We start from the raw sequence: 24425 nt of genomic DNA on the forward strand, positions 1-24425 counted from the left end.
GTGACGCAGGGTACGTGAGCGGACCGGGGCCCCGCCGTCAGGGGCGTCGGGACGCGGCCACGGCGGCGAGCCCCGTGGCGGCCGTGAGCACGGCGAGCGCGACGGCCAGGGGCGGCTCCCGCTGCACGACCTCCCGGCCGAGCCCGAGGTCGGGCGGGGCGACGACGAACCGCAGCACGAGCGCGAGCAGCGCCAGTACTCCGAGCGGCGCGACCGCCCGGCCGGCCGGTGCGGCGAGCGCGGCGATGACGAACAGCCCCAGCGGGACGATCGCGAGCCCGGCGGTCGCGACGGCGCTGCCGGAGCCCTCGACCAGGAAGGAGCCGCCCTCCTGCGCCGTGCCGGTCGGCGGGAGCACCGCCCGGTCGAGGTCGTAGCTGATCCACTCCGGGACGCAGAGGCCGACGAGCAGGACCGCCAGCAGCCGGACGGCGAGCTCGACGCGGCTCACGCCACGGCGTCGGCGGGCGGTGCGGGGCGCGGCTCGAGGTCCGGCGCGGCGCTGTAGGGCGCGGACTGGCGCTCGTCCTTCATCGTGATCCAGCCCCCGGCGGCGCACAGCACGACGCCGAGCAGCGACAGGTAGGCGCCGAGCTGCAGCGTGACGTTCTCGTCGCCCAGTCCGGCGTCCGGCTGGAACAGCGCGAGCCGCAGGAGCGTCAGGACCGAGACGAGGATCCCGAAGAACGCGGTCGCGACCGCGCTGGCCATCGTCAGGCCGACCGGCTCGACCGCCACGGTCAGGACCACGAGCGTCAGCGCGAGCGCGGCGACGAGCAGCAGCAGCGCGATCAGCGCCCAGCCGGCGATGTCGAAGCCAGAGGCGGACGCGCCTATGCTCGACACGACAGCGCCGTAGCCGCGGAGCACGTAGTCTGCCGCGCCCGCGACCTCCACCCAGTCCAGGAACAGCGACACGACCACGACGGCCGCGCCGATCAGCGCCAGCGCCTCGCCGACCCGGATCCGGTTGAGCTGCATCAGGCGACCCCCGCCTGCGCCCGCGCCGCCTCCAGCGTGTTGCGCAGCAGGAACGCGATCGTCGTCGGGCCGACCCCGCCGGGCACCGGCGTGATCGCCGAGGCGACCTCGGAGGCGGCCGCGAAGTCCACGTCCCCGGTGAGCTTGCCGTCCAGGCGGTTCATCCCGACGTCGACGACGACGGCGCCCGGCTTGACCCAGTCGCCCTTGACGAGGTGCGCGACCCCGACCGCCGCGATCAGGACGTCCGCGCCACGGCAGGTCGCCGCGAGGTCCTTCGTGCGCGAGTGGCAGATCGTCACCGTGGCGTTGTGCTGCAGCAGCAGCTGCGCCATCGGCTTGCCGAACAGGTTCGACCGGCCGATCACGACGCACTCCGCGCCCTGCAGCTCGGTGCCGGCCTCCGCGAGCAGCTCGATCACGCCCGACGGGGTGCACGGCCGCAGCCCCGGCATCCCGAGCGCCAGCCGCCCGGCGGAGGCGATCGTCAGCCCGTCGACGTCCTTCGCGGCGGAGATCGCGTTGGTGATCTCGACGCCGTCCAGGTGGCCCGGGAGCGGCAGCTGGCACAGCACGCCGCTGACCTCCGGGTCGGCGTTCAGCTGCTCGACGAGCGCCAGCAGGTCCTCGCGGGAGGTGTCGGCGGGCAGGCGGTGGTCGAAGCCGCGGATCCCGACCTCGGCGCACGCCTTCTGCTTGCCGCCGACGTACACGGCGGACGCCGCGTCGTCACCGACGAGGATCGTGGCCAGCCCGGGCGGGGTCCCGCCCCGCTGCGCGGTGAACTCCGCGACCTCCGTCGCGACCTGGGCGCGGACCCGGGCCGCGACCGCCTTGCCGTCGATCATGCGAGCGCTCATGTGTGGCGCCGAGGGTACGCGACCCGGCGGCGCGGGCGCGGTCAGGCGATCGTCTCGCGCAGCCCCGCGGCCGCCTTGTCCCCGATGCTCTTGAAGGACAGCTTGAGGATCGGGTCGAGCAGGCGCAGCGGGCCGCGGAAGACGAGATCGGCGTCGTAGGTGACCTCCGAGCCGCTGCCGTCCGCCGACGGCGAGACCGAGATCTCGTCGACCGAGATCACGAGCGCGTTCGTGCCCCGGAGCACGAGCCGGCGGGCGGCCGCGTCGTACTCGGTGATCTCGTAGACAAGCGAGGACTCGCGCAGCGACTTCACGGTGATCTTGAAGCGCGACCCCAGGCCGATCGGCCCGTCGTCCAGGCGCTCGCCCCGGACGACGCCGGGGTCCCACTCCTGGGCGTTGGTGAAGTCGGCCATGTAGGCGAAGGCGGCGTCCGCGTCACGGGAGGACGGGACGGTGGCGACGTAGCGGGCCATCAGACGGGCTCCGTTCCTGCGAGGCGATGGACGGCGTCCCAGAGTCTCGTCCGGTCCTCCTCGCGTTCGCGGGTCATCGGGACGCGGTGGGTGGGGCGCGTGCGGCGGTCGTGCCAGAAGCGCCCGGTGGTGCGCAGCGGCTCGTCGGCGGCGCCGAGCCAGACGATCGTGTCGGCCCCCTGGTCGGCGTCGCGCAGCAGCGGGCCCATGACCTTGTTGAAGCGCGGCAGCGAGGTCTCGACCCCGGGGGTCGCGACCCAGCCGGGGTGCATGCTGTGGACGACCACGCCCGCGGGCCGCAGGCGCTCCCCCACTGCTCGGTGAGGATCACCTGCATGCGCTTGGTGTGGGCGTAGACGGCGGCGCCGTCGAAGTCGCCGTGCTCGGCCTCGAGGTCGTCGACGTCGAGCTTGGCGGTGTACATGCCGCCCGAGGAGACGTTGATGATCCGTGACGGCGCGGTGGCCACCAGCCGCGGCAGCAGCCCCTCGGTCAGCGCGACCATGCCGAGGACGTTCGTGGCGAAGGTCAGCTCGTGGCCGTCGACGCTGAGCTCGCGCGCGGGCGGCAGGACGCCCGCGTTGTTGACGAGCACGTCGACCGCCGCCTCCTGCTCGACGATCGTCGCGGCGGCGGCCTTGACCGACGCCAGGGACGCGAGGTCCCCGACGACGACCGCGACCTCGCCGTTGCCGGTCGCGGCGCGGATCTCGGCGGCGGCGCGCTCGCCGCGCTCCTGGGACCGGGCGATCAGGACGACGCGCGCGCCGAGCGCCGCGAACCGCTGCGCGGCCGCGCGACCGATCCCGGACGTCGCGCCGGTCACGACGACCGTGCGGCCGGTCAGCGATGGCAGGTCCTCGGCCCAGTCGCGCTGGCGCAGCGCGTAGCCGGTCTTGGTGTAGCCGGGCAGGACCGTGAGGTCGAGCGCGCGGTCGATCAGGGTGGCAACCATGCAGATGATGTCCGGGCGCCAGGCCCGACGGGATCACCGCTTCGTGATCGGCGCGTACTCGGCCATGAGCTTGCGCTCCGAGCCGTCGCCCGCGAACCGGATCACGACGACCCCGCCCGGCTCCACGCCGGTGACGACACCCTCGCCGAACGCGGCGTGCACGACGTCGTCCCCGGTCATGAACGAGGCGCCGCCCGAGCCGCCCCGGTCGCGCTCGGCCGCCGCGGACCCGGATGCCGCCGAGCCCCACGACATCGCGCGGGGCCGGGTCGCCTGCCCGCCGCCCAGGCCGCTCCCGTAGGAGGGCTGCGGGGTGTCCTCGTCGAGCAGGTGCGACGGGATCTCCGACAGGAACCGGCTCGGCAGCCCGTACGTCGTGCTGCCGAACACCGCGCGACGCCGCGCGTAGGTGAGCGTGAGGTCGCGCATCGCCCGGGTGATCCCGACGTAGAAGAGCCGGCGCTCCTCCTCGAGGGTCCCCTCGTCGAGCGAGCGCGAGTGCGGGAAGACGCCCTCCTCGCAGCCGACGATGAAGACGATCGGGTACTCGAGCCCCTTCGCGTTGTGGAGCGTCATCAGCGTCACGAGCGACTCGTCCTCGCTGCGCGCGTCCGCGTCGGCCACGAGCGAGATCTGCTGCAGGAACGCGGCGAGGTCGGTGTCGCCGGGCGGGCGGGTGTCCCCCATCGCGTCGAACTCGCGGCCCACCTCGACCATCTGCTCGAGGTTCTCCAGGCGGCCCTGCGCCTCGATCGTCCGCTCCGCCTCGAGGAAGTCGATGTAGCCCGACTCGTGCAGGACCGCGTCGAGCAGGTCCCCGATCGGGACGCCGTCCTGCGCGCGCGCCCGCAGCGACTGCATCGTGTCCATGAACCGCGTGAACGCCTTCACCGCCGCGGCCCCGAGACCGGGCACGGACGCCGGGTCCTCGGCCGCCTCCCAGACGCTGATGCCCTGCGTCTCCGCGTGCGCGATGACCCGCGACAGCGAGGTCTGGCCGATCCCGCGACGGGGCGAGTTGACGATCCGCGTGAACGACACGACGTCCTGCGGGTTGGCGAGCACCTGCAGGTACGCGACCGCGTCCTTGACCTCGGCGCGCTCGTAGAACTTCGTCCCGCCGATCACCTGGTAGCCGACGTCCCGGCGCACGAGCGTGTCCTCGATGACCCGCGACATCGCGTTGGTCCGGTAGAAGACCGCGATCTCCGACCGGGAGACCCCCTCGTCGATCAGCCGCTCGATCGCGCCGACGACGTAGCGGGCCTCCGCGTGCTCGTCGTCGAGCTCGCGCAGCGCGATCGGGTCGCCCTGCCCGAGCTGCGTGAAGAGCGTCTTCTCCATGCGGCCGCGGTTGTAGGCGATCACGCCGTTGGCGGCGTCGAGGATCGTCTGCGTGGAGCGGTAGTTCTCCTCGAGCTTGATGACGTCCGCGGTCGGGAAGTCGTCCTGGAAGTTCAGGATGTTCGTGATGTCCGCGCTGCGGAACGAGTAGATCGACTGGTCGGGATCACCGACGGCCATCAGCTGCTGATGGCCGTCCTCGCCGCCGGCGAGCAGCTGCAGCCACCGGTACTGGGCGTGGTTGGTGTCCTGGTACTCGTCGACGAGCACGTGCCGGAAGGTCTGCGTGTAGCGCGCCCGGACCTCCGGGAACAGCTCCATCACGTTCACCGCGCGCACGAGCAGGTCGTCGAAGTCCATCGCGTTCATGCGGTGCATCTCGCGCTCGTAGTGCTCGTAGACGTCCGCGACGGTCTGCTCGAAGTAGCCGCCGACGAGCTGGCGGTAGCCGTCCGCGTCGCGGAGCTTGTTCTTTGCGTCGGAGATCTGGTGGTGGACCGCGGCGGGCGTGAAGCGCTTCGTGTCGACGTCGAGGTCGTCGAGGCACTTCTTGACCATCCGGCGCGTGTCGGACTGGTCGTAGATCGTGAAGCCGCGCGTGTACCCGAGCCGGTCGGCCTCGGCGCGCAGCATCCGCACGCACGCGGAGTGGAACGTCAGCACCCACATCGCACGGGTCGAGCGGCCCAGCAGCAGCTCGACGCGCTCGCGCATCTCCTGCGCGGCCTTGTTCGTGAACGTGATCGCGAGGATCTCCCCCGGGCGCGCCTGCCCGGTGCGCACGAGGTACGCGATCCGGTGGGTGAGCACGCGGGTCTTGCCCGAGCCCGCGCCGGCGAGCACCAGCACCGGTCCGCCGGGGTGCTCGACCGCCGCCCGCTGCTCGGGGTTCAGGCCCTCGAGCAGGCCGGAGACGTCGGGGTGCAGGGGCGCGTCGGGCATCCTCTCCGAGGATAGGCACCGGCCCGGCGCACCGGGCGGCTAGGCTGCGGCGCGTGTCGTTCTGCGACGAGATCCGCGCCGCGTGCGCCCGCATCGCCCGCGACGCGGAGGCCGTGCGCATCGACCTCGGGGCGCTCGAGCGGTTCGCCGCCGCCGAGGAGGTCGCCGAGCCGACGCTCGACCCCGAGCGCCACCACCTCGACGGCCCGCCCGAGGAGATCGCCCGCTACCTGCTGACGCTCGACGCGATCAACTTCGGGTCCGGCTGGTTCCCGACGCTCGCCAAGCGCACCGACGCCACCGGCCGACCGGTGAGCGGCTACTTCACGGTCGCCTGGAACCTCGCCGACCACCACCGCGCCCACGGCGCCTGGACCAACGCGCAGCTGCGGGCGATGCGCACCGACGAGCTCGCCGCGATCCTCGGCCAGCGCGCCGACCACGAACTGCTGTCGCTCTACGCGCAGGCGCTGCGCGAGCTCGGGCGCTTCCTCGGCGACCGGGACGTCCTGGCGGTCGTCGCGGACGCCCGCGGATCCGCGGAGCGCCTGGCGCGGACGCTGGCGACCGGCATGACGCTGTTCGCCGACCCGGGCTTCGCCAAGCGCGCCCAGATCGTGCCCAACGACCTCGCGCTCGCCGGGGTGGCGGGCTTCGCCGACCTCGACCGGCTGACGATCTTCGCCGACAACCTCGTGCCCCACGTGCTGCGCCGCGACGGCGTGCTCGTTTACGCGCCCGGCCTGGCGGAGTGGATCGACGCCGGGAGGCTGCTGCCGTCCGGTCGCTGGGAGCGGGAGATCCGCGCCTGCGCGCTGCACGCGTGCGTGCTGCTGAGCCGCCGCACCGGGGTGCCGGAGCGGACCCTCGACACGTGGCTGTGGCAGCGCGGGCAGGCGCCGGAGTACAAGGCCCATCCGCGCCACCGCTGCCGCAGCGTGTACTACTGACCCCGTGGCCCACCTGCACCGCAACGTCGACGGGTTCGGCGAGGACGCCGCCGAGGCCTACGAGCGCGGCCGGGCCGGGTTCCCGCCCGTGGTGCTCGACGCGCTCGGGCTCGCCCCCGGCTCCCGGGTCCTGGACCTCGCCGCCGGCACCGGCCTGCTCGCGGGCGCCCTCCAGGACGCCGGGCACGACGTGGTGGCGGTCGAGCCGATGCCCGCGATGCGCTCGCGCCTCGCGCGACGGATCGGGGAGCGCCGGACCCTCGACGGGACCGCCGAGGCGATCCCGCTGGACGACGCGACCGTCGACGCGGTCGTGGTCGCCGACGCCTTCCACTGGTTCGACGGTCCGGCGGCCGTGGCGGAGATCCACCGCGTGCTGCGTCCGGACGGCCGCTGCGTCCTGGTGTGGCGGGCGGCCGAGTGGCCGGACGCCCCGGAGTGGTGGCGGCGGCTGTGGGCGCGCATGGACCGGCTGCGCGGCGACCATCCGGGCTTCGTCGGGGACCAGGGGCGCGGGGCGTTCGACCGTCACGGGGGCTTCACCGCGCTGCAGCACACGACCGTCGACTTCGACAAGACCACCGACGTCGAGGGGATGCTGGCGAACCTGCGCTCGATCTCCTACGTCGGGCTGCTGCCGGAGAACGTGCGGCGCGCGCTGCTGGACGACGTGCGCGCCGACCTGAAGGACGCGCGCGTCGGGACGTTCGTCGAGCCGCAGCGCGCCCACCTGTGGGCGACGCGACGGCGTTAGGAGGGTCCTCCGAGCGGCTCAGCCGCCGGCCGGGTTCGGGCCGCGGACGGGCCGCAGCGGCCGGACCTCGCCGACCTCGGCCTGGTCGGGGTCCTCCCCCGCCCGCTCGGCGACCGCGCGCTCCAGGGCGCCGATCCGCGCGGCGAGCCCCTTCAGGGCGTCGGCGACCGGATCGGGCAGGTGCACCCAGTCGGCGTCCGGCCCGGTCGGGCGCCGTCCGTCGATGCGGACCGGGTGTCCGGGGTTGCCGACGACCGTGGAGTTCGGCGGCACGTCGTGGATGACGACCGTGTTGGCCCCGATCTTCGCGCCGTGCCCGACGGTGATCGGGCCGAGCAGCTTCGCGCCCGACCCGATCGTGACGTTGGAGCCGACGGTCGGATGGCGCTTGCCGGTCGCGAACCCGGTCCCGCCCAGCGTGACGCCCTGGTAGAGCGTCACGTCCTCGCCGACCTCGGCGGTCTCCCCGATCACGACGCCCATGCCGTGGTCGATGAACAGCCCGCGCCCGACGCGGGCGGCCGGGTGGATCTCGATGCCGGTGACCGTGCGCGTGACGTTCGCGATCGCGCGCGGGACCACGGGCACGCCGACCTCGTCGAGGGCGTGCGCGACGCGGTGGGCGAGCAGGGCGTGGACGCCGGGCCAGCTGGCGAGGATCTCCACCGACGAGACGCCTCGCGCCGCGGGGTCGCGCTCGTGGACGGCGCGGACGTCGCGGCGGACCTCCCCGCGACCCGGGCCAACGTGCCGAGGCCGAACATGCCGGATACCGTAGCGAGCCGATGACCTCCCCCACGTGCTGATCCTCCACGGCTGGCAGGGCTCCGGGCCCGAGCACTGGCAGACCTGGCTCGCGGGACGGCTCGCCGCGCGCGGCCTGGACGTCCGCTACCCCGAGCTGCCGGACTGCGACACGCCCTGCCCGGACCGCTGGGGGATCGCGCTGCACGAGGAGCTCGCAGCGCTCGGGCACGACGGCGAGCGCGTCGTGGTCTGCCACTCGCTCGGCTGCGTGCTGTGGCTGCGCGAGGCGCGCCGCGTGCGCCCGGAGCATCGCGCCGACCGCGTGCTGCTCGTCGCCCCGCCGTGCCCCGGGGAGCACGTCGCCGAGCTCGCCGGCTTCTTCCCCACCGACGCGCGCCCCGACGAGGTCCGCGGCGCGGCCGACCGGACGCGGCTGGTCTGCGCCGAGAACGACCCGTACTGCCCCGGGGTCGGGGCCGCCGAGCACTGGGGCGCGCCGCTGGAGCTGCCCGTCGACCTGCTGCGCGGCGGCGGCCACCTCAACCCGGACGCCGGCTACGGGCCGTGGCCGGCGATCGAGAAATGGGTGCTCGGGGAGCGCGAGGGGCTCATCGCGTGATCGTCGACTGCGCCCTGTACGAGGACGGCGTCCGCCGCCCGGGGACGATCGAGCTCGCCGACGCGCTCGAGTCGTGCCGCCACGACGGCCGCGCGTTCGTGTGGATCGGGCTGCACGAGCCCGACGAGGCCGAGTTCGACGCGGTCCGCGACGAGTTCCGCCTGCACGAGCTGGCGATCGAGGACGCGGTGGTCGCCCACCAGCGCCCGAAGCTCGAGGTCTACGGCGACCACGTCTTCGTCGTGCTCAAGACCGTGGAGTACCGCGATCCGGACGAGGTGATCGACGTCGGCGAGATCCTCATGTTCGTCGCCCGCGAGTTCATCGTGACCGTCCGGCACGGGCGGCCGAGCCCGCTCTCGGAGGTCCGCGGCCGCCTGGAGGCGCGACCCGAGCTGCTGAAGCTCGGACCCAGCGCGGTCTTCCACGCGATCGTCGACCGGATCGTCGACGACTACGAGCCGGCCGTCCTGGGGGTCGAGAACGACATCCAGGAGGTCGAGGCGCAGGTCTTCACCGACGACCGCACGAGCAACCCGACCGAGCGGATCTTCCGGCTCGAGCGCGAGGTGCTGCAGTTCCAGCGCGCGGTGGTCCCGCTGGCGACCCCGCTGGACCGGCTGGCGCGCGGGCAGTTCGACGCGGTCCACGACGACCTGCACTCGTACTTCCGCGACGTCCACGACCACCTGCTGCGCGTCAGCTCGCAGATCGACACGCAGCGGCAGCTGCTCTCCAGCGCCCTGCAGGCCTACCTGGCACAGGTGTCGGTCCGGCAGAACGACGACATGCGCCGGATCGCGGCGTGGGCGGCGATCCTCGCGGTCCCCACCGCCCTCGCGGGGATCTACGGCATGAACTTCGAGCACATGCCCGAGCTGCGCTGGCAGTACGGGTACCCGCTGGTCATCGCGGTCATGGCGACGATCTGCGGCCTGCTGTACCGGCGCCTGCGCCGCGCCGGCTGGCTCTGAGCGGCGCCGGGGCGCCGCGCCCGGGTCCGCGGGGTCAGCGCGGCTCGGGCTGGAAGAACGGGGCCGACACGTACCGCTCCCCGGAGTCCGGGAGGACGGTGGCGATCCGCTTGCCGCGCGACTCGGGCCGCGCGGCGACCTGCAGGGCGCCCCAGACGGCGGCGCCGCACGACATGCCGGCGAGGACGCCCTCGGTGCGCGCGAGCGCCCAGGCGGTCTCGATCGCGTCGTCGTCGGGGCAGCTGAGGATCTCGTCCACCAGCTCGCGGTCGAAGACCGGTGGGACGAAGCCGGCGCCCATCCCCTGGATGCGGTGCGGGCCGGGCCGGCCGCCGGAGAGGACCGGGGAGCTCAGCGGCTCGACCGCCACGACCTGGATCGTCGGGTCGCGGTCCTTGAGGAACGACGCGACGCCGGTGATCGTGCCGCCGGTGCCGACCCCGGCGACGAAGACGTCGATGTCGCCGTCGAGGGCCTCCCAGATCTCCGGGCCGGTGGTGGCGCGGTGCGCCGCCGGGTTGGCCGGGTTGGCGAACTGCTCGGGCAGCCAGGTGTCGGGACCGGACGCGAGCCGGCGGGCGGCGTCGACCGCCTCGTTCATCCCGCCCATCGACTCGATGATCTCGACGCGCGCGCCGTAGAGGCGCAGGAGCGACTCGCGCTCGCGGCTCATGCCCTGCGGGAGCGTGATGACGAGGTCGTAGCCCTTGGCGGCGCAGACGAACGCGAGCGCGATGCCCGTGTTGCCGGAGGTCGCCTCGACGATCGTGGTGCGGCCGGGCTCGATGCGGCCCTCCGCCTCGGCGGTCTCGACCATCGCGAGGCCGATGCGGTCCTTGACCGAGCCACCGGGGTTGAACGCCTCGAGCTTCCCGAAGAGCTGCACGTCGTGCTCGGCCGGGACGATGCGGCTGAGCTGCACCATCGGGGTCCGACCGATGTGTTCCGCGATGTTGATCGGGATTCGCCCCATTGCGATCGAGTCTAGAGGGTGGGCCGGGCGGGCCCTCATACCGGTTCCCTACGTGGCTCCATCCGCAGGACGACGCGAGCTGCCGATGATGCTCCCAGGCAGCACCCTCCCCCTCTCCCGACCGGAACAGCACCATGGCTCTCGTGATCGTCGCGACGCTCGTCGCCCTTCCCCTCGTCCTGCTCGTCGTCGACCTGCTCCGGCCGCGCCGGACCGGGACCGACCGGTTCGCCGGCGCGCCGCTCCAGGCCGCCGCCGACACGCCGGCCGTCGCCGCCACCGCGGACCCCGTGGTCGCGGCCGCCTCGCCGGTGCGCGCGCCGATCGCCGCGGCGCAGCGCGCGAGCACGACGGTCGCGCGCAGCGAGCCGCAGGTCGTGCTCCCGGCGGCGCACGTCGACGCGCGCCCGGCCGTCCCCGCCGCCCTGCTGGGCGCCCTGCCCGCGACCGCCGGGGCGGCGCCCGCCCAGCTCGAGGGCCAGCGCGAGCGCCGCCGCGGGCGGACCGCGACGCGCCGCGACTACTTCGGTGACGGACTGCTCGCCAGCACGGTCGCGCAGCGCAGCGACGCGGCCTAGAGCCGTCGCTGCCCGGACGGGCCGGGCGCGTCCCGGTCCCCGTCCAGCTGGCATCATCCGGCGAGCCCGTGCTGCTCGCCACCCTGCTCCTGACGCTCGCCGCGTCGTCCGTCACCGATCAGATCGAGCGCTGGTCGCCGGTCGTCCTGATGCTCATCGCCGGCGGGATCCTCTACCTGCGCCACCGGGACCGCCAGCGCGGTCCCGACGAGGACGACGACGAGGACTGGTAGGCCGCGCGGCCTGGGCGATCCGCCGTCGCGCGCTCCGGGTGGCCCCGGCCGGTCGGCTGCGGCGCACGCCCGGTCCTCGCACGCCTCCCCCGACCGAGCGCACCCGTGCCCATCCGGCGACCGCCGTACGAACCACCGCGCTGAGCGCGGGTTTCGCACGGCGGTCCGTCGAGCGGCCGGTCCACGACGCACGGCACCCGGACACGGACGGACCGTCCGCAGCGCCCCAGGCGCCCGTAGCCCTGCGCGTCGGCGCCCCCGAGCGGCGCACGTGACCGGGAAACCGCGCCGCGCGAGAAGCGCAGCGAGCTCAGGAGCGCTTCGCGGCCGCCGGTCCGACGGTCGGCGCGTCTAGATGTAGTACATCGTCTGGCCGCCGGCGCGCGCCTCGCGCTCGACGACGTCGGCGATCGTCAGACCGCCGAGCACCTGGCGCGCCGCGGCCGCCGCATCCTCGAAGACGCCCTCGGCGTCGCGACCCAGCGGGCCCTCGAGCGTCTCGACGACCTCGAGCACCGTGATCGTCGACGGATCGCGCGCGAACGAGTAGCCGCCCTTGACGCCACGCTGGGACTTCAGCAGGCCCGCACGGCGCAGGACGGCGAAGAGCTGCTCGAGGAACTGCACCGGCACGTCGCGGCGGCGGGCGAGCTCCCCGATCGGGATCGGCGCCTCGTCGCCCGCGCGGGCGAGCTCGGCGAGCGCCTTCAGCGCGTACGGGCTCTTGGTGGTGATGGAGATCATCGGCGGGCGGCGGCGACTACCGTTGCGACGATCGTATGGCACTGATCGGCCGTCTCGCCCCGCCCCTGGCCCTGATGGGCCTGATCTTCTTCCTCTCGGCGCAGGAGGACCTGAGCTCCGGGCTCGGCACCGCCGACCTGATCCTCCGCAAGCTCGCCCACATGACCGAGTACGGGCTGCTGTTCCTGCTGTGGCTGCGCGCGCTGGGCCGGCCGTGGCGCCCGGGCGCGGCCGCGCTCGTCACCGTGCTGTACGCGGCCAGCGACGAGTGGCACCAGAGCTTCGTCACCGGCCGCCACGGCACGCCCGTCGACGTGCTCATCGACGCGACCGGGGTGCTGCTCGCCTGGCTGGCCTGGCGCGGCGGGCTGCTCGCCGCCGTCTGGCGGCGCGTCCGCCGGGCCTGAGGGCCGATCAGAGCCAGCCGCGCTCCGTCGCCATCAGCACGGCCTGCGCGCGGTCGACCGCGCCGAGCTTGCCGTAGATGTTGTGCAGGTGGGTGCGGACCGTGGAGGTCGACAGCGACAGCTCCAGCGCGATCTGCTTGTAGACCTTGCCCTCGGCCAGGCGCTTGAGCACCTCGACCTCGCGGCCGGAGAGCGGGCACGGATCGATCTGCCGGGTCCGCCCGGTCGTCGGGTACGGCAGGTCGTACATCACGGCGCGCAGCTCGGTCGGCCCGAGGCCGATCACCCGCGCGGTCTTGAGCAGCTCCGTCGGCGACACGGGCAGGCCCTGCGCGTAGTGCGCGAGCATGTCCGCGAGGCGCACGAACGCGGCCTCGCCGGTCGCGTCGTCGGCGTGGTGGCGCTCGATGACCGACGCCACCGCCTTCGGCAGGCCCCAGCGGCGCGCGAGGACGCCGCCGACGAGCGCGTGGTCGACGCCGAGCTCACGCCGCTCGCGGTGGATGCGCTCCTCCGGCGTGCGGGCGTCCCCGTGGACCTTCGCCGGGTAGCCCGGGTAGGCGTGCATGAGGACGAGCTTGCCGATGTCGTGCAGCAGCGCCGTGACCATCAGGCGGTCGCGGTCCTCGTAGCCGGCCTCGGTGGCGAGCCGGTCGGCGGCGCGCTGGGTGGCGACGCCGTGCAGCCGGAAGCGCTCGGGCGCCGCGTCCCAGACGGCGCTGCGCTCGAAGAAGTCGAAGGTGCGGGCGCGGCTCGCGAGGCCCTGCACGGCCTCCGGGGAGAGCAGCTCGACCGCCTGCACGACGCTCTCGACCTTGCCGCGGGTCTTGCCCTCGACCTGGTTGCCCAGGCGCAGCACCGCGATCACGAGCGCGACGTCGCTCTCCACCGCGGCGACGACGTCGCTGGTCGAGACGCGCTCCTGCTGCACGAGCGCGAGGAGGCGGTTGCGGGACTCGGCCAGGGCGGGGAACGCCTCGAGCGCCTCGAACGCGGCGGTGAGCCGGCGGCCGTGGCCCTCGTTGTGGTGGCGCTGCGCTCCGGCCGTCTCGGCGGTGGCGGGCGACATGGCGGCGGCGGTGGGACTCAGGGTCATCGGGGGACGTCTCCGGTGGCGTGCAGGGGGGACGTCCCGGTTATCGGCAGGGATGGACGGATGATTGAGCGCGGATCGGAGGATCGCCCGGGCGACCGGCCGGGATGGCGCGCCGCCGCTCTCGTTCAGTCCGTGATCGCCGCGTCGATGCGGCGCAGCGTCTCGTCGCGGCCGAGCACCACGACGGTCTCGAAGATCCCCGGGGACACGGTCGTGCCGGCGAGCGCGACGCGGAGCGGCTGGAAGACCTGCTTGGGCTTGGCCTCCCGGGCCGCGACGACCCCGCGGAGCGTCTCGTCGACCGCCTCGACGGTGAACCCGTCCGGCGGCAGGGCCGCCAGCGCGGCACGGACGTCGGCGAGCGCCGCCCGGCCCGCGTCGTCGAGCCACTGCGCGCGGGACTTCTCGTCCTCGGTGGTCGGCCCGTCGAAGAAGAACCCGACGAGCGGCCAGAAGTCCGCGAACGTCTGGATCTTCTCGTGGCTGATCTCGACGACCGCGCGCAGCCCCTCGCGGCCGGTGAACCGCTCGAGCTCCGCGGTCAGCTCGTCGAGCGACAGCTCCCGCAGGTAGCGGCCGTTGAGCCAGCGCAGCTTCTGCTCGTCGAACCGCGCCGGGTTCTTCGACACGCGCGAGATGTCGAACCGCTTCACGAGCTCGTCGGTGGCGATGATCGTCTCGTCGTCCTCGTCGCCCCAGCCGAGCAGCGCGAGGTAGTTGCGGATCGCCGCCGGCAGGTAGCCCGCGTCGCGGAGCTCCTGCACCGACGCGGCCCCGTGGCGCTTGCTGAGCTTCTTGCCGTCCGGCCCGTGCAGCAGCGGCAGGTGCGCGAACTGCGGCGGCTCCGCCCCCAGCGCCCGGTAGACGAGCAGCTGCTTGGGCGTGTTGGAGAGGTGGTCCTCCCCGCGGATGACGTGGGTGATGCCGGCGTCGAGGTCGTCGACCGCGACCGCGAAGTTGTAGAGCACGCGACCGTCGGCCCGGGCGATCACCGGGTCGTCGAGGTGGACGGTCCGGAAGGTCGTGTCACCGCGCACGAGGTCGTGGACGACGAGCTCCTCGTCGTCCGGGACCCGCAGGCGCACCGCCCCCTCCCCCTCGTCCTGCCCGCGGAACCCGCGGTCGTGACCGTGCTGCTCCTTGTAGGCCTTGACGTCGTCGGCGGTCGCGGTCGTGCGGTACGCGAGGCCCGCGTCGAGCAGCTGCTGCAGCGCCTCGCCGTGCCGGTCGGCGCGCGCGACCTGGCTGATCGGGCCCTCGTCCCAGTCGAGCTCCAGCCACCGCAGCGCGTCGAGGATCTGCTCCACGTTCTCGGGGGTGGAGCGCTCCAGGTCGGTATCTTCGATGCGCAGCACGAACGTGCCGCCGGAGCCGCGGGCGACGAACCAGTTGTAGAGCGCAGCGCGCGCGCCGCCGATGTGCAGCGCGCCCGTGGGAGATGGAGCGAAGCGAACCCTCATGAGCCTGGACACTACGAGGCCGACGTGCTGATCGGCTGCCACGTCTCGACCGCCGGTGGTCTGCACGAGGCGGTGAAGCGCGGCGAGGAGGTCGGCTGCGACGCCATCCAGATCTTCAACCAGTCGCCGCGGATGTGGAAGCCGACCGCGTACTCCGAGGACGACTTCGCCGCGTTCCGCGAGGCGATGGCCGCCTCGCGCGTGCAGTCGGTGGTCATCCACGCCGTGTACCTGATCAACAGCGCCTCCGACGATCCCGAGCTGCGCGCGAAGTCCCTGACCTCGCTGGTGCAGGCGCTGACGATCGGTGCGGGGATCGGCGCCGACGGCGTCGTGCTGCACCCGGGCTCGGCCAAGACCGGGGACGTCGGCGAGGCGATCGCCCGCTGCGGCGAGACGCTGAAGGAGGCGCTCGCGCAGACCGCCGGGTGCGACCTGCTGCTCGAGGACACCGCCGGCACCGGCGGCACGCTCGGCCGGTCGTTCGCGGAGCTGCAGGCGCTGATCGACGCGTCGGGTGGCGACGAGCGCCTGGGCCTGTGCCTGGACTCCTGCCACCTGCTGGCCTCCGGCTACGACGTGCGCACCCAGGAGGGCCTCACCGCGGTCCTCGACGACTGCGACGAGGTCGTCGGCCTCGACCGGCTGCGCTGCCTGCACGTCAACGACTCGCAGACGCCGCTGGGCTCCAACCGCGACCGGCACGCCCCGCTGGGCGAGGGCGAGATCGGGCGCGCCGGCTGCGCCGCGTTCTTCAGCGAGCCGCGGTTCGAGGGCCTGCCGATGATCTTCGAGGGCCCCGGTGTGGAGGGCAAGGGCGTCGTCGCGCGCGACCTCGAGATCGCCCGGGAGCTGCGCGCCGAGGGGCGCGCCGCCCGCGGACTCGACGGCTGACACCGACCGGCCTGCGCGCCGCCGAGGGCGGCGCGGGCGTCAGGCGATGGGCGTGGAGACGGCCGAGGACCGGATCGCCCGGTCGAGCTCGGCGCGCAGGGTCGGCGTGTTGTTGCCGCGGTAATCGGCGCCGAGGCGCAGGTGCCGCAGGCCCGAGGTGGTGCTGACCTCGAGCACGACCTCGCTCTCGCCGGGGAAGTTGCCGAGCACGTACTTCAGCTCGTCGATCACGGACGCCTGCACCTGCGTGGCGTCGAGCTTGACGCGGATGTCCTCGGGACCGCGCTGCAGCTCGGCGAGCTGCACCTCGGCGGCGGCGACCTGCGCCTCGGAGGGCTCGAACTTCTCCATCGAGGAGATCACCATCGAGGTGCCGCGGTCGCCGTGCTCGACCTTGCCCTTGACGAGCACGACCGTGTCGACGGTCAGCAGGTCCCCGTACTCGGTGATCGTCTTCTCGAACGCGATCGCCTCCAGCGTGCCCTCGAGGTCGTCGACGGTCACGAACATCATCTGGCTGCCGGTGCGGGTGCGCAGCTGCCGGGTCGCGGCGATGATCCCGCCGACCGTCACCCAGTCGCCGTGCTTGACCTTCTCGATGTCGCCCAGCGACACGTCGGCCTTCACCTGCAGCGCGGCGCGGACGTCCTTGAGCGGGTGCGCGGAGACAAAGACGCCGATCGCCTCCTTCTCGAACGCGAGCAGCTCGTTCTTCTCGAACTCCTCGGCCGGGATCGGCGGGTGCTGCACCGCGAACGGGTTGGCGCCCCGGGCGGTCCCGCCCACCCCGTCGTCCATTCCGAGGTCGAAGATCGAGCCCTGGCCGATCTGCGCGTCCTGCTGGACCTTCTGGCCGGCGGCCTGCGCCTGCTCGAGCACCTCGAGCATGCCCTTGCGGCTGTGCCCGGTCTGGTCGAACGCGCCGGACTTGATCAGCGCCTCGATCGTCTTGCGGTTCGCGGAGCGGTAGTCGACGCGCTCGCAGAAGTCCCACAGGGAGGCGAACGGCCCGCCGTCGTCGCGCGCCTTCTTGATCGCCTCGACCGCGCCGTGACCGACGCCCTTCACGGCGTCGAGGCCGAAGCGGATCGCGCCGTCGACGACGACGAACTCGTGGTCGGAGACGTTCACGCACGGCGGCAGGATCGCGATCCCCATCTCGTCGCAGCGCGCGACGAAGAACGGGACCTTGTCCTTCGTGTTCATGACCGAGCTGATCAGCGCGGCCATGTACTCGGCGGGATGGTTGGCCTTCAGCCACGCCGTCCGGTACGAGATCAGGGCGTAGCAGGCGGCGTGGGACTTGTTGAACGAGTAGTCGGCGGACTTCTCGTTGGTCGTCCACAGCTGCTCGATCAGCCCGCGGTCGACCCCGTTCCTGGCGCAGCCCTCGAAGAAGACCGGCTTGAGCTTGGCCATCGCCTCGCGGTTCTTCTTGCCGATCGCCTTGCGCAGGTCGTCGGCCTGCGCGCCCGTGAACCCGGCGAGCTCCTTGGAGATGAGCATCGCCTGCTCCTGGTACAGGATGACCCCGTACGTCGGACCGATGATCGGCTCGAGCCGCTCGTCCTCGATGCGGACGGTGCTCGGGTCCTTCTTGCCCCGCGCGTACGTGGGGATCTGGTCCATGGCGCCCGGCCGGTACAGCGACACGAGCGCGACGAGGTCGTCGAAGACGGTCGGCTTGACCTTCTTCAGGGCCTCGCGCATGCCCTCGGACTCGAACTGGAACACGCCGACCGAGTCGCCGCGGGCGAGCATGTCGTAGGTCTTGCCGTCGTCGAGCGGCAGCGTGTTCATGTCCGGCCGCTCGCCGGTGGACCGCTCGATGATGTCCAGCGCGTCCTCGATGACGTCGAGGTTGCGCAGGCCCAGGAAGTCCATCTTCAGGAGGCCGAGCTCCTCGACGGGCTTCATCGAGAACTGCGTGACGAGCTTGTAGTTGCGCTCGCCGCCGGGCAGCGACGGCCCCGACTTGTCCTCCGTGAGCTGCACCGGGACGACGTCGGTCAGCGGCATGCCGGCGATGACGACCGCGGCGGCGTGGATCGAGTTGTTGCGCACGACGCCCTCGAGACCGCGGGCGACGTCGATGACCTGCTTGGCGGTGGGGTCGCTGTCGTAGCGGACGCGCAGCGGCTCGCCCTCGGCCATGCAGGACTCGAAGCTCGGGTTGCGGCCCTGCTCGGGCTCCGGCACGAGCTGGGAGATCTCCTCCCCCACCTGGTACGGGTGGCCGAGCACGCGGGCGGCGTCCTTCGTGGCCGCGCGCGGGGCCATCTTGCCGAAGGTGATGATCTGCGCGACCGACTCGCGGCCGTACTTGCCCACGACGTACTGCATGACCTTCTCCCGGCCGCGGACCGAGAAGTCGATGTCGATATCGGGCATGGACACGCGCTCGGGGTTCAGGAACCGCTCGAACAGCAGGTCGTACTTCAGGGGGTCGAGGTCGGTGATGCGCAGCGAGTACGCGATCAGCGAGCCGGCGGCCGAGCCGCGGCCGGGCCCGACCGCGATGCCGTGGTCCTTCGCGTACTTGACGAAGTCCCAGACGATCAGGAAGTAGGCGTTGAAGCCCATGCGGTCGATGACCCCGAGCTCCATCTCCATCCGCTCGATCGCGTCCGCGGGGATCGGCGCGCCGTAGCGCTCGACCAGCCCGGCGAGCACGAGCTCGCGCAGGTACGCCTTCTCGTCCTCCCCCTCGGGCAGGAACCGCGGGATGAGCTGGCCGCCGAGCGGGATCTCGACCTCGCAGCGCTCGGCGATCTCGAGCGTCGACGCGAGCGCCTCGGGATGGTCCGCGAAGTCGCTGGCCATCTCCTCGTTGCTCTTGAGGAAGAACTCGTTCGTGTCGAACGACAGCTTCGGCTCGGCGAGCGTCGACTTCGTGTTGACGCACAGCAGCGCCGCGTGGTGGTGGTAGTCCTCGCGCCGCAGGTAGTGGACGTCACCGGTGCCGACGAGGCGGCCGCCGAGCTCGCGCGCGAGCTTCACGACGCCCTCGTTGACGACCGTCTGCTCCGGGATCCCGTTCTGCTGGATCTCGAAGTAGACGTTCTCCTTGCCGAACGCGGCCTGGAGGTCGCCGACGTGCGCGCGCGCCTCCTCGTAGGCGCCGTCCACCAGCCGCTGCGAGGAGCGCGAGGCGAGGCAGCCCGTCAGCGCGATGACCCCGCCGCCGTAGGTCTGCAGCTGCCCCATGTCGATCTGGGGCTTGCCCATGTTCAGGCCCTCGGTGAAGCCCATCGAGGAGAGCCGCACGAGGTTCTGGTAGCCCTCGTTCGTGCGGGCGAGCAGCGTCAGGTGGTTGCGCTCGCCACGGCCACGGTGCGCGTGGTCGTCGACGTAGTAGATCTCGCAGCCGAGGATCGGCTTGATCCCGTGCTTGCGGCACGCCTTGTAGTGCTCGACCGCGCCGTTCATCACGCCGTGGTCGGTGAGCCCGAGGGCGGGCTGCCCGAACTCGGCGGCGCGCTTGGCGAGCCCGTCGATCTTGCAGTGCCCGTCGAGCAGCGAGTACTCGGAGTGGACGTGGAGATGCGCGACGGTCGGGGCGGACACGGGCTAGCGAGGGTACGGGTCGCAGCGGACGGCTCGGCCCGTCACCGGCGCAGCCCCTGCGCCGCGTGGAACAGGCCGTGCAGGCGCTCGGCGGCGTCCCCGTCACCGTGCAGCGCGACCCGCTCGCCGGGCGGCGGGACGGCCCCGCCGAGCAGCGCCGGGAGCGTGCGCCCGTCGAGCTCGACGCGCGCGGCCGCGCCCCCGGAGGCGGGCCCGTCGTCGACCCGGACCGCGCCGTCGACGGCGACGTGGAGCGTGCTGCCGTCCGCGAGCGCGTAGTCGACGGCGAACGCGGGACCGGCGACCGCCGCGGGGTCGACCGCGGCCGCGAGCAGGCGCAGCAGGTCGCCGCCCTGGACCGGGACGCCAGCGGCGGCGATCTCGGCGATGCCGACCGGGATCCGCAGGTCCTTCACGAGTCGCCGCAGGCGGCGACGGCGGCCACCGACGTGCAGGTCGCCGGGCCGGCGGCCGATGCCCCCGGCGGCGAACGCGACGATCGAGGCGAGCGGGCCACGGACGGCGAAGTCGACGTCCCCGCCGGTCCCGGCGTCGCGGCGGTCGACCGTCGCCGTGCCGGCCTTCAGCCGCACGTGCCAGGTCTCCTCCTCGCCGACGGTCACGTCGTAGGCGAGGTCGCGCCGCGAGCGCTGCGCGTGGGTCGCCAGGACGGCGGGCAGCACGCGGGCGGCGAGCGCCGGGTCCGTGGCGGCCGCGGCGACGAGCGCCGGCCCCAGCCACGCGGCGGGCGGGCCGCCCGCCGCGACCAGCTCGACGAAGCGCGGCGTGCCCGCGGGCGGCGACGGGACGGCCGGGAGCACGGGCGCGGGGCCGACGGGCGACGCGACCGCGTCGGGCCCGTCCTCGCCGGCGGCGAGCGGCGGCGACGACGCGTCGCCGGAGGGTTCGTCCGCGCCCCGATCGGCGCCGTCAGCCACGGCCGGCGGGTCGGCCGGCGGGGCCTCCACCGGCGCCGCGGTCGCGCGCGTCCCGGCGGCGGCCGTCGGCGGCTCGGGGGTGACGGGGACGCGGCCGGCGGCGATCTCCTCGAGCTCGCGCAGCACGGCGTCCTCGGAGACGGGGGTCGACGCGCCCGCCGCGGCGGTCACCGGCGGCGCGGCGTCCGGTCCGTCCGACGACGCGGGCTCGTCCGCGGGCGCCGCGGGCGGGACGGGGGTCTCCGCGGCGGCCGTGTGCGCCACGCGGGAGCGCAGGCGGTCGGCGGCGGCCTGCAGGTCCCCGATCAGCGCGGCCGTGTCGGCGTCGAGGTCCGCCACGTCGAGCCGCGCGGGCGCCCGCAGCGGCGCCTCGGGCTCCTCGGGCGCGGCCTGCGGCGCCCCGAGCGCGCTCGCGCGCTGCGCCTCGGCCGCGTCCTGGGCGGCGCGGACGCGGTCGAGCTCCGCACGCACCGTCTCGAGCGCCTCGCGCGCCGCCGCCTCCGACGCCACCCGGGCGGCGAGCTCGCGCTCGAGGTCCTCGCGCACGCGTCCCGCCTCGGCCGCCAGCTCGCGGTCCTCCCGGTGGGCGGCGCGCTCGGCCTCCAGCTGCGCCTCGAGCGCGTGGCGGGCGATCCGCTCCGCCTCGAGCTGCTCGCGCAGCTCCTCCGCCGCGCCGCCGAGCTGACCGCGCAGGGCGGCGATCCGCTCCTCCATCGCCTCGAGCTCGTGCGCGAAGCGCAGACGCTCCCTCCTCGACCTGGCCCCGCAGGCGCCGGCGCGTCTCCTCGAGCTCCTGCTCGAAGCCCGCCCGCAGCGTCGCCGCCGTGTCGACGAGCTCGGCGACGAGCGCCTCGACCGCGGCGTCCCGCTCGACGCGCGCCGCCTCCTGGGCGTCGACCTCCTGCAGGCGGCCGCGCAGCTCGGTGATCGCGTCGCGGACCTGGTGCTCGAGCTCGACCCGCCGCCGCAGCTCCTCGACGAGCGCCTCGTGGGCGGCGGTCGCCTCCGCCGCGTCCTGGCGCGCGCGCTGCGCCTCGGCCCGGGCGGCGTCGGCCTCGACGGCGAGCCGGTCGCGCTCGGCGGTCAGCGCCTCCCGCTCCAGCGCGGCGCGGTCCTCCACGCGGCCGCGCTCCTGCTCGAGCGCCGCGATCGCCGCCTCCTTGGCGACCCGCTCGGCCACGAGGCGCGCCTCGAGCTCCTCGGTCGCGCCGTGGACCTGCGTGTGCAGGCCGGAGGCCCTCGCCTCCAGGTCGGCGACGCGCTGCGCGAACTCCTGGCGCTGCACCTCGAGCTCGGTCCGCAGCGCCTCCTCGCGGGCGCGCAGCTCGTCGCGGCCGCGCTGCCGCGCGGTCTCCAGCTCGATGCCCAGCTGCTCCTCGCGGGCCCGCCACGAGGCCCGCTCGGCGTCCAGGCGGCCCTGGAGCGCGACGGCGTCCGCGGCGGTCCGCGGCTCCTGCAGCAGCCGCTCGCGCTCGGCCAGCCCCGCGCGCGCGGTGGCGAGCTCGCCGCGGACGGCCTCGAGCTCGGCGAGCAGCCGCTCGCGCTCGGCGGACGCCGCGTCGCGCTCCTGGGTGCGCCGGTCGAGCTCGTGCTGCAGCAGCGTGATCTCGGCGGCGGCCCGCTCGCGCTCGGCGGCGAGCTGGTCCTCCAGCGCGGCGCGGCGCTCGCGCTCGGCGCGCAGCGTGCCGTCGAGCTCGTCGGCGAACGACTGCAGCGCGACGATCTCGGCCTCGAGGCTCTCGCGCCGGCGGTCGAGCTCCAGGCCCGCCTCGCGCGCCTGCTGCTCCAGCCGCTCGACCTCGGCGACGCGGCGGCGCAGGTCCTCCTCCTGCTCGGCCAGGAGCGCGCGGCGCTCGCCGCCACCGGTCTCGCGACGGGTCGCCCGGGCGCGCTCGTGGGCGGCGACGCGCGCGGCCTCGACCGCCTCGCGGCGGGCCTGCTCCAGCTCGACCGTCAGCTCGTGGACGCGCTCCTCGGCGTCGGCGAGACGGCGGCGCAGCGCGTCGAGCTCCTCGCGGCCGGTCCTGCGGGCCGCGGCGGCCTCGTCCTCGGCCTCCACCCGCCGCTGCTGCTCGGCGAACTCCCGCTGCTCGGCGGTGCGCAGCGCGATCTCCCGGCGCTGCAGCTCCGCCGCGAGCGTCTCCTGCTCGGTCCGCGCGCGCTGCAGCTCGTGCTCGGCCTCCGCGAGGCGGGTGGCGAGCAGGACGCGGTCCTGCTCGGCGCGGTTGACGCGGCTGAGCAGGGACTCCTCCGCGATCTCGGCGCGCCGCGCCCGGCGTTCGGCGAGCACCGCCGGGTCGACGACGCTGCGCTCGTCGGACGCCGTGGCGTCCTCGTCTCCGGGGGGCTGACCGACGGGGTTCATTCACCCCAAGGGTAGGTGGCCCGGCAAGGATGCGCGCCGAAATTCCCGCACCGTGCGGGTTTTTCCCCGGACCGGTCGGTCAGGCGCCTGCAGCGGCGCTCTCACGCCGCGACTCGGCGACCGCGATCGCGACGATCGCGCCGCCGACGACCCCGGCCGCGACGACGCGACGCGAGGGCACGAGCCAGCCGTAGCGGCGGCGCACGTACCACTTCGCGCCGTGCCAGACGGCGAAGCCCAGGAGCTCGTAGCCGGAGCGCTTCATGCCCCGCGACCTACCCGGCCCCGGGGCTGCGCGAACGCGCCGCTCACCGGTTGCGCAGCCGATGGGCCATCCGCGACTGCAGCGACCACAGCTCGATGAAGCCCGGGGACGCCTGCTGGCTGAAGAGGCCGCCCGAGGTCTCGAACGTGGCGAGCGCCGCGTCGTAGACCGCGTTGGGGCTCTCGCGCGTCACCGCGCGGCAGTTGCCCTTGAAGAGCTTCAGGCCGATCGTGCCGGTCACCTGCTCGTTGACCGAGTCCATGTACGCGTCGAGGTTCTCGCGCAGCGGCTCCCACCACAGGCCGGCGTACACGAGGTAGCCCCACTGGCGGTCGAGGTCGCCCTTGAACTGGTTCTGGTGGATCGTGCCGACGAGCCGCTCGAGCTCGGCGTGGGCGGTGAGGATGATCTTCGCCGCCGGGACCTCGTAGATGTCGCGGACCTTCAGCCCGACGATCCGGTCCTCGATGTGGTCGACGATGCCGACGCCGTGCTTCATGCCCGCCTCGGCCGCCGTCTCCAGCAGCTCGACGAGCCCCATCTCCTGGCCGTTCCAGGCGACCGGGACGCCCTGCTCGAAGGTGACGGTGACGATCTCGGGCTCGTCGGGCGCGACCTCCGGCCGCGTCACGAGCTGGAAGACGTCGTCGTCCGGCGCGTGCGTGAGGTCCTCGATCCACTTGCCCTCCGAGGAGCGACCCCAGAGGTTGTCGTCGATCGAGTACGGCGTCGTCTCGGCGCCGCCCTTGATCGGGATCCCGTGCTCGCGCGCGTACGCGATCTCCTCCTCACGGCCCATCTGCCAGCCGCGGACCGGGGCGATGACCTTCAGCTCGGGGGCGAGCGTCGCGACCGTCGCCTCGATGCGGACCTGGTCGTTGCCCTTGCCCGTGCAGCCGTGGGCGATGGTGTCGCAGTTGTGCAGCCGCGCGTACTCGACCGCGAGCTTCGCGATCAGCGGCCGGCCGAGCGCGGTGAAGAGCGGGTAGTCCAGGCCGTAGTTCGCGTTGGCCTTGATCGCCGGGACGATGAAGTCGCGGGCGAACTCCTCGCGCGCGTCGACGACCTCGGCGGCGACCGCACCGAGCTGCGTGGCCTTGCCCTTGACGACGTCGTAGTCCTCGCCGGGCTGGCCGAGGTTGATCGTGAGCGCCACGACCTCCGCGTCGTACTCGTCCTGGATCCACTTGAGCATGACGCTCGTGTCGAGCCCGCCGCTGTACAGCAGCAGGACGCGGTGGACCTCGTCGGGCTCGGCGAGGTAGCTGGCGGTGCGGGTGCGGGGCTCGGTCATTCTGGGCTG

The 24425-nt window shown here is 73.8% G+C and carries 24 protein-coding genes; 9 read left to right on the plus strand and 15 right to left on the minus strand.

What is annotated here, in order from left to right; all coding sequences use genetic code 11:
• Positions 1-37 precede the first annotated feature (37 nt).
• The 6 genes from GKE82_RS03470 to GKE82_RS03495 form a co-directional block, all read right to left on the minus strand.
• Entirely contained in the window at positions 38-451 is a 414-nt protein-coding gene (locus GKE82_RS03470; protein ID WP_154732337.1) for a hypothetical protein, read from the minus strand.
• Positions 448-981, minus strand: coding sequence for a hypothetical protein (locus GKE82_RS03475; RefSeq protein WP_154732338.1), 534 nt, complete (start codon positions 979-981; stop codon positions 448-450). The genes GKE82_RS03470 and GKE82_RS03475 overlap by 4 nt, the downstream gene beginning before the upstream one ends.
• Entirely contained in the window at positions 981-1841 is an 861-nt protein-coding gene (folD, locus tag GKE82_RS03480; protein ID WP_154732339.1) for a bifunctional methylenetetrahydrofolate dehydrogenase/methenyltetrahydrofolate cyclohydrolase FolD, read from the minus strand. The genes GKE82_RS03475 and folD overlap by 1 nt, the downstream gene beginning before the upstream one ends.
• Positions 1842-1882: 41 nt before the next feature.
• Entirely contained in the window at positions 1883-2317 is a 435-nt protein-coding gene (locus GKE82_RS03485; protein WP_107571410.1) for an SRPBCC family protein, read from the minus strand.
• Between the two features lie 73 nt (positions 2318-2390).
• The gene (locus GKE82_RS03490; RefSeq protein WP_230316082.1) at positions 2391-3272 is read right to left on the minus strand and encodes an SDR family NAD(P)-dependent oxidoreductase; all 882 of its coding nucleotides are present in this window, start codon (positions 3270-3272) and stop codon (positions 2391-2393) included.
• A gap of 33 nt (positions 3273-3305) precedes the next feature.
• Entirely contained in the window at positions 3306-5558 is a 2253-nt protein-coding gene (locus GKE82_RS03495) for an ATP-dependent helicase (RefSeq protein WP_154732340.1), read from the minus strand.
• Positions 5559-5611: 53 nt separating this feature from the next.
• On the opposite strand from GKE82_RS03495, the gene GKE82_RS03500 reads away from it, so the two are divergent.
• Together GKE82_RS03500 and GKE82_RS03505 are read left to right on the plus strand one after the other, a co-directional pair.
• Positions 5612-6508 carry a queuosine salvage family protein gene (locus GKE82_RS03500; protein ID WP_309233373.1) on the plus strand — a complete coding sequence of 299 codons (897 nt, stop codon included), beginning with the start codon at positions 5612-5614 and terminating at the stop codon, positions 6506-6508.
• Positions 6509-6512: 4 nt separating this feature from the next.
• Positions 6513-7262: a class I SAM-dependent methyltransferase gene (locus GKE82_RS03505; RefSeq protein ID WP_154732342.1), complete on the plus strand. Its 750-nt coding sequence runs from the start codon at positions 6513-6515 to the stop codon at positions 7260-7262.
• Between the two features lie 18 nt (positions 7263-7280).
• On the opposite strand, the gene epsC is transcribed toward GKE82_RS03505, so the two are convergent.
• Positions 7281-7928, minus strand: coding sequence for a serine O-acetyltransferase EpsC (gene epsC, locus GKE82_RS03510; RefSeq protein WP_375336985.1), 648 nt, complete (start codon positions 7926-7928; stop codon positions 7281-7283).
• A 133-nt stretch (positions 7929-8061) separates the two neighbouring features.
• Here epsC and GKE82_RS03515 point away from each other — a divergent pair, with 133 nt between their 5' ends.
• Positions 8062-8628, plus strand: a complete 567-nt coding sequence (locus GKE82_RS03515; protein ID WP_309233374.1) for an alpha/beta hydrolase — start codon at positions 8062-8064, stop codon at positions 8626-8628.
• Positions 8625-9602 (plus strand): magnesium/cobalt transporter CorA, encoded by a 978-nt coding sequence (corA, locus tag GKE82_RS03520; protein WP_309233375.1) that lies wholly within the window; start codon positions 8625-8627, stop codon positions 9600-9602. Before GKE82_RS03515 ends, corA begins: the two co-directional genes overlap by 4 nt.
• A gap of 34 nt (positions 9603-9636) precedes the next feature.
• On the opposite strand, the gene cysK is transcribed toward corA, so the two are convergent.
• A complete protein-coding gene (gene cysK, locus GKE82_RS03525; protein ID WP_154732344.1) occupies positions 9637-10575 on the minus strand; it encodes a cysteine synthase A in 939 nt (312 codons plus the stop codon).
• Between the two features lie 134 nt (positions 10576-10709).
• Between cysK and GKE82_RS03530 the strand changes: the two genes are divergently transcribed.
• Together GKE82_RS03530 and GKE82_RS03535 are read left to right on the plus strand one after the other, a co-directional pair.
• Positions 10710-11153 carry a hypothetical protein gene (locus GKE82_RS03530; protein ID WP_154732345.1) on the plus strand — a complete coding sequence of 148 codons (444 nt, stop codon included), beginning with the start codon at positions 10710-10712 and terminating at the stop codon, positions 11151-11153.
• A 68-nt stretch (positions 11154-11221) separates the two neighbouring features.
• On the plus strand, positions 11222-11386 hold the full coding sequence (locus GKE82_RS03535) for a hypothetical protein (RefSeq protein WP_154732346.1): 165 nt from the start codon (positions 11222-11224) through the stop codon (positions 11384-11386).
• 351 nt (positions 11387-11737) lie between these two features.
• Here the strand turns inward: GKE82_RS03535 and GKE82_RS03540 are convergent, their stop codons facing one another.
• A complete protein-coding gene (locus GKE82_RS03540; RefSeq protein WP_107571400.1) occupies positions 11738-12130 on the minus strand; it encodes an Rrf2 family transcriptional regulator in 393 nt (130 codons plus the stop codon).
• Positions 12131-12165: 35 nt separating this feature from the next.
• Between GKE82_RS03540 and GKE82_RS03545 the strand changes: the two genes are divergently transcribed.
• On the plus strand, positions 12166-12537 hold the full coding sequence (locus GKE82_RS03545; RefSeq protein WP_154732347.1) for a VanZ family protein: 372 nt from the start codon (positions 12166-12168) through the stop codon (positions 12535-12537).
• A 7-nt stretch (positions 12538-12544) separates the two neighbouring features.
• On the opposite strand, the gene GKE82_RS03550 is transcribed toward GKE82_RS03545, so the two are convergent.
• Both GKE82_RS03550 and gltX read right to left on the minus strand, forming a co-directional pair.
• Positions 12545-13633 carry an HDOD domain-containing protein gene (locus GKE82_RS03550; RefSeq protein ID WP_154732348.1) on the minus strand — a complete coding sequence of 363 codons (1089 nt, stop codon included), beginning with the start codon at positions 13631-13633 and terminating at the stop codon, positions 12545-12547.
• Positions 13634-13758: 125 nt separating this feature from the next.
• Complete coding sequence (gene gltX, locus GKE82_RS03555; protein ID WP_154732349.1) at positions 13759-15093, minus strand: glutamate--tRNA ligase; 1335 nt, start codon at positions 15091-15093, stop codon at positions 13759-13761.
• A 24-nt stretch (positions 15094-15117) separates the two neighbouring features.
• Between gltX and GKE82_RS03560 the strand changes: the two genes are divergently transcribed.
• Positions 15118-15987, plus strand: a complete 870-nt coding sequence (locus GKE82_RS03560; RefSeq protein ID WP_107571396.1) for a deoxyribonuclease IV — start codon at positions 15118-15120, stop codon at positions 15985-15987.
• Between the two features lie 39 nt (positions 15988-16026).
• Here GKE82_RS03560 and dnaE read toward each other — a convergent pair whose 3' ends face one another.
• Positions 16027-19554 (minus strand): DNA polymerase III subunit alpha, encoded by a 3528-nt coding sequence (gene dnaE / locus GKE82_RS03565; RefSeq protein ID WP_309233376.1) that lies wholly within the window; start codon positions 19552-19554, stop codon positions 16027-16029.
• 41 nt (positions 19555-19595) lie between these two features.
• Positions 19596-21206 carry a hypothetical protein gene (locus tag GKE82_RS03570; RefSeq protein ID WP_154732350.1) on the minus strand — a complete coding sequence of 537 codons (1611 nt, stop codon included), beginning with the start codon at positions 21204-21206 and terminating at the stop codon, positions 19596-19598.
• Between the two features lie 229 nt (positions 21207-21435).
• Between GKE82_RS03570 and GKE82_RS03575 the strand changes: the two genes are divergently transcribed.
• Positions 21436-22872, plus strand: coding sequence for a hypothetical protein (locus GKE82_RS03575; protein ID WP_154732351.1), 1437 nt, complete (start codon positions 21436-21438; stop codon positions 22870-22872).
• Positions 22873-22936: 64 nt separating this feature from the next.
• Here the strand turns inward: GKE82_RS03575 and GKE82_RS03580 are convergent, their stop codons facing one another.
• On the minus strand, positions 22937-23122 hold the full coding sequence (locus GKE82_RS03580) for a hypothetical protein (RefSeq protein ID WP_107571393.1): 186 nt from the start codon (positions 23120-23122) through the stop codon (positions 22937-22939).
• 43 nt (positions 23123-23165) lie between these two features.
• Entirely contained in the window at positions 23166-24416 is a 1251-nt protein-coding gene (locus tag GKE82_RS03585; RefSeq protein WP_107571392.1) for an argininosuccinate synthase, read from the minus strand.
• Positions 24417-24425 lie beyond the last annotated feature (9 nt).

The organism is Conexibacter sp. W3-3-2 (assembly GCF_009707605.1).
Lineage (GTDB): Bacteria > Actinomycetota > Thermoleophilia > Solirubrobacterales > Solirubrobacteraceae > Paraconexibacter > Paraconexibacter algicola.

Bases quoted from the DNA above. Each gene is read 5' to 3' on its own strand.
- GKE82_RS03475 (WP_154732338.1), bottom strand. From the start codon at position 981: ATGCAGCTCAACCGGATCCGGGTCGGCGAGGCGCTGGCGCTGATCGGC.
- folD (WP_154732339.1), bottom strand. From the start codon at position 1,841: ATGAGCGCTCGCATGATCGACGGCAAGGCGGTCGCGGCCCGGGTCCGC.
- GKE82_RS03485 (WP_107571410.1), bottom strand. From the start codon at position 2,317: ATGGCCCGCTACGTCGCCACCGTCCCGTCCTCCCGTGACGCGGACGCC.
- GKE82_RS03490 (WP_230316082.1), bottom strand. From the start codon at position 3,272: ATGGTTGCCACCCTGATCGACCGCGCGCTCGACCTCACGGTCCTGCCC.
- GKE82_RS03495 (WP_154732340.1), bottom strand. From the start codon at position 5,558: ATGCCCGACGCGCCCCTGCACCCCGACGTCTCCGGCCTGCTCGAGGGC.
- cysK (WP_154732344.1), bottom strand. From the start codon at position 10,575: ATGGGGCGAATCCCGATCAACATCGCGGAACACATCGGTCGGACCCCG.
- GKE82_RS03530 (WP_154732345.1), top strand. From the start codon at position 10,710: ATGGCTCTCGTGATCGTCGCGACGCTCGTCGCCCTTCCCCTCGTCCTG.
- GKE82_RS03540 (WP_107571400.1), bottom strand. From the start codon at position 12,130: ATGATCTCCATCACCACCAAGAGCCCGTACGCGCTGAAGGCGCTCGCC.
- GKE82_RS03545 (WP_154732347.1), top strand. From the start codon at position 12,166: ATGGCACTGATCGGCCGTCTCGCCCCGCCCCTGGCCCTGATGGGCCTG.
- GKE82_RS03550 (WP_154732348.1), bottom strand. From the start codon at position 13,633: ATGACCCTGAGTCCCACCGCCGCCGCCATGTCGCCCGCCACCGCCGAG.
- gltX (WP_154732349.1), bottom strand. From the start codon at position 15,093: ATGAGGGTTCGCTTCGCTCCATCTCCCACGGGCGCGCTGCACATCGGC.
- GKE82_RS03570 (WP_154732350.1), bottom strand. From the start codon at position 21,206: ATGGAGGAGCGGATCGCCGCCCTGCGCGGTCAGCTCGGCGGCGCGGCG.
- GKE82_RS03580 (WP_107571393.1), bottom strand. From the start codon at position 23,122: ATGAAGCGCTCCGGCTACGAGCTCCTGGGCTTCGCCGTCTGGCACGGC.
- GKE82_RS03585 (WP_107571392.1), bottom strand. From the start codon at position 24,416: ATGACCGAGCCCCGCACCCGCACCGCCAGCTACCTCGCCGAGCCCGAC.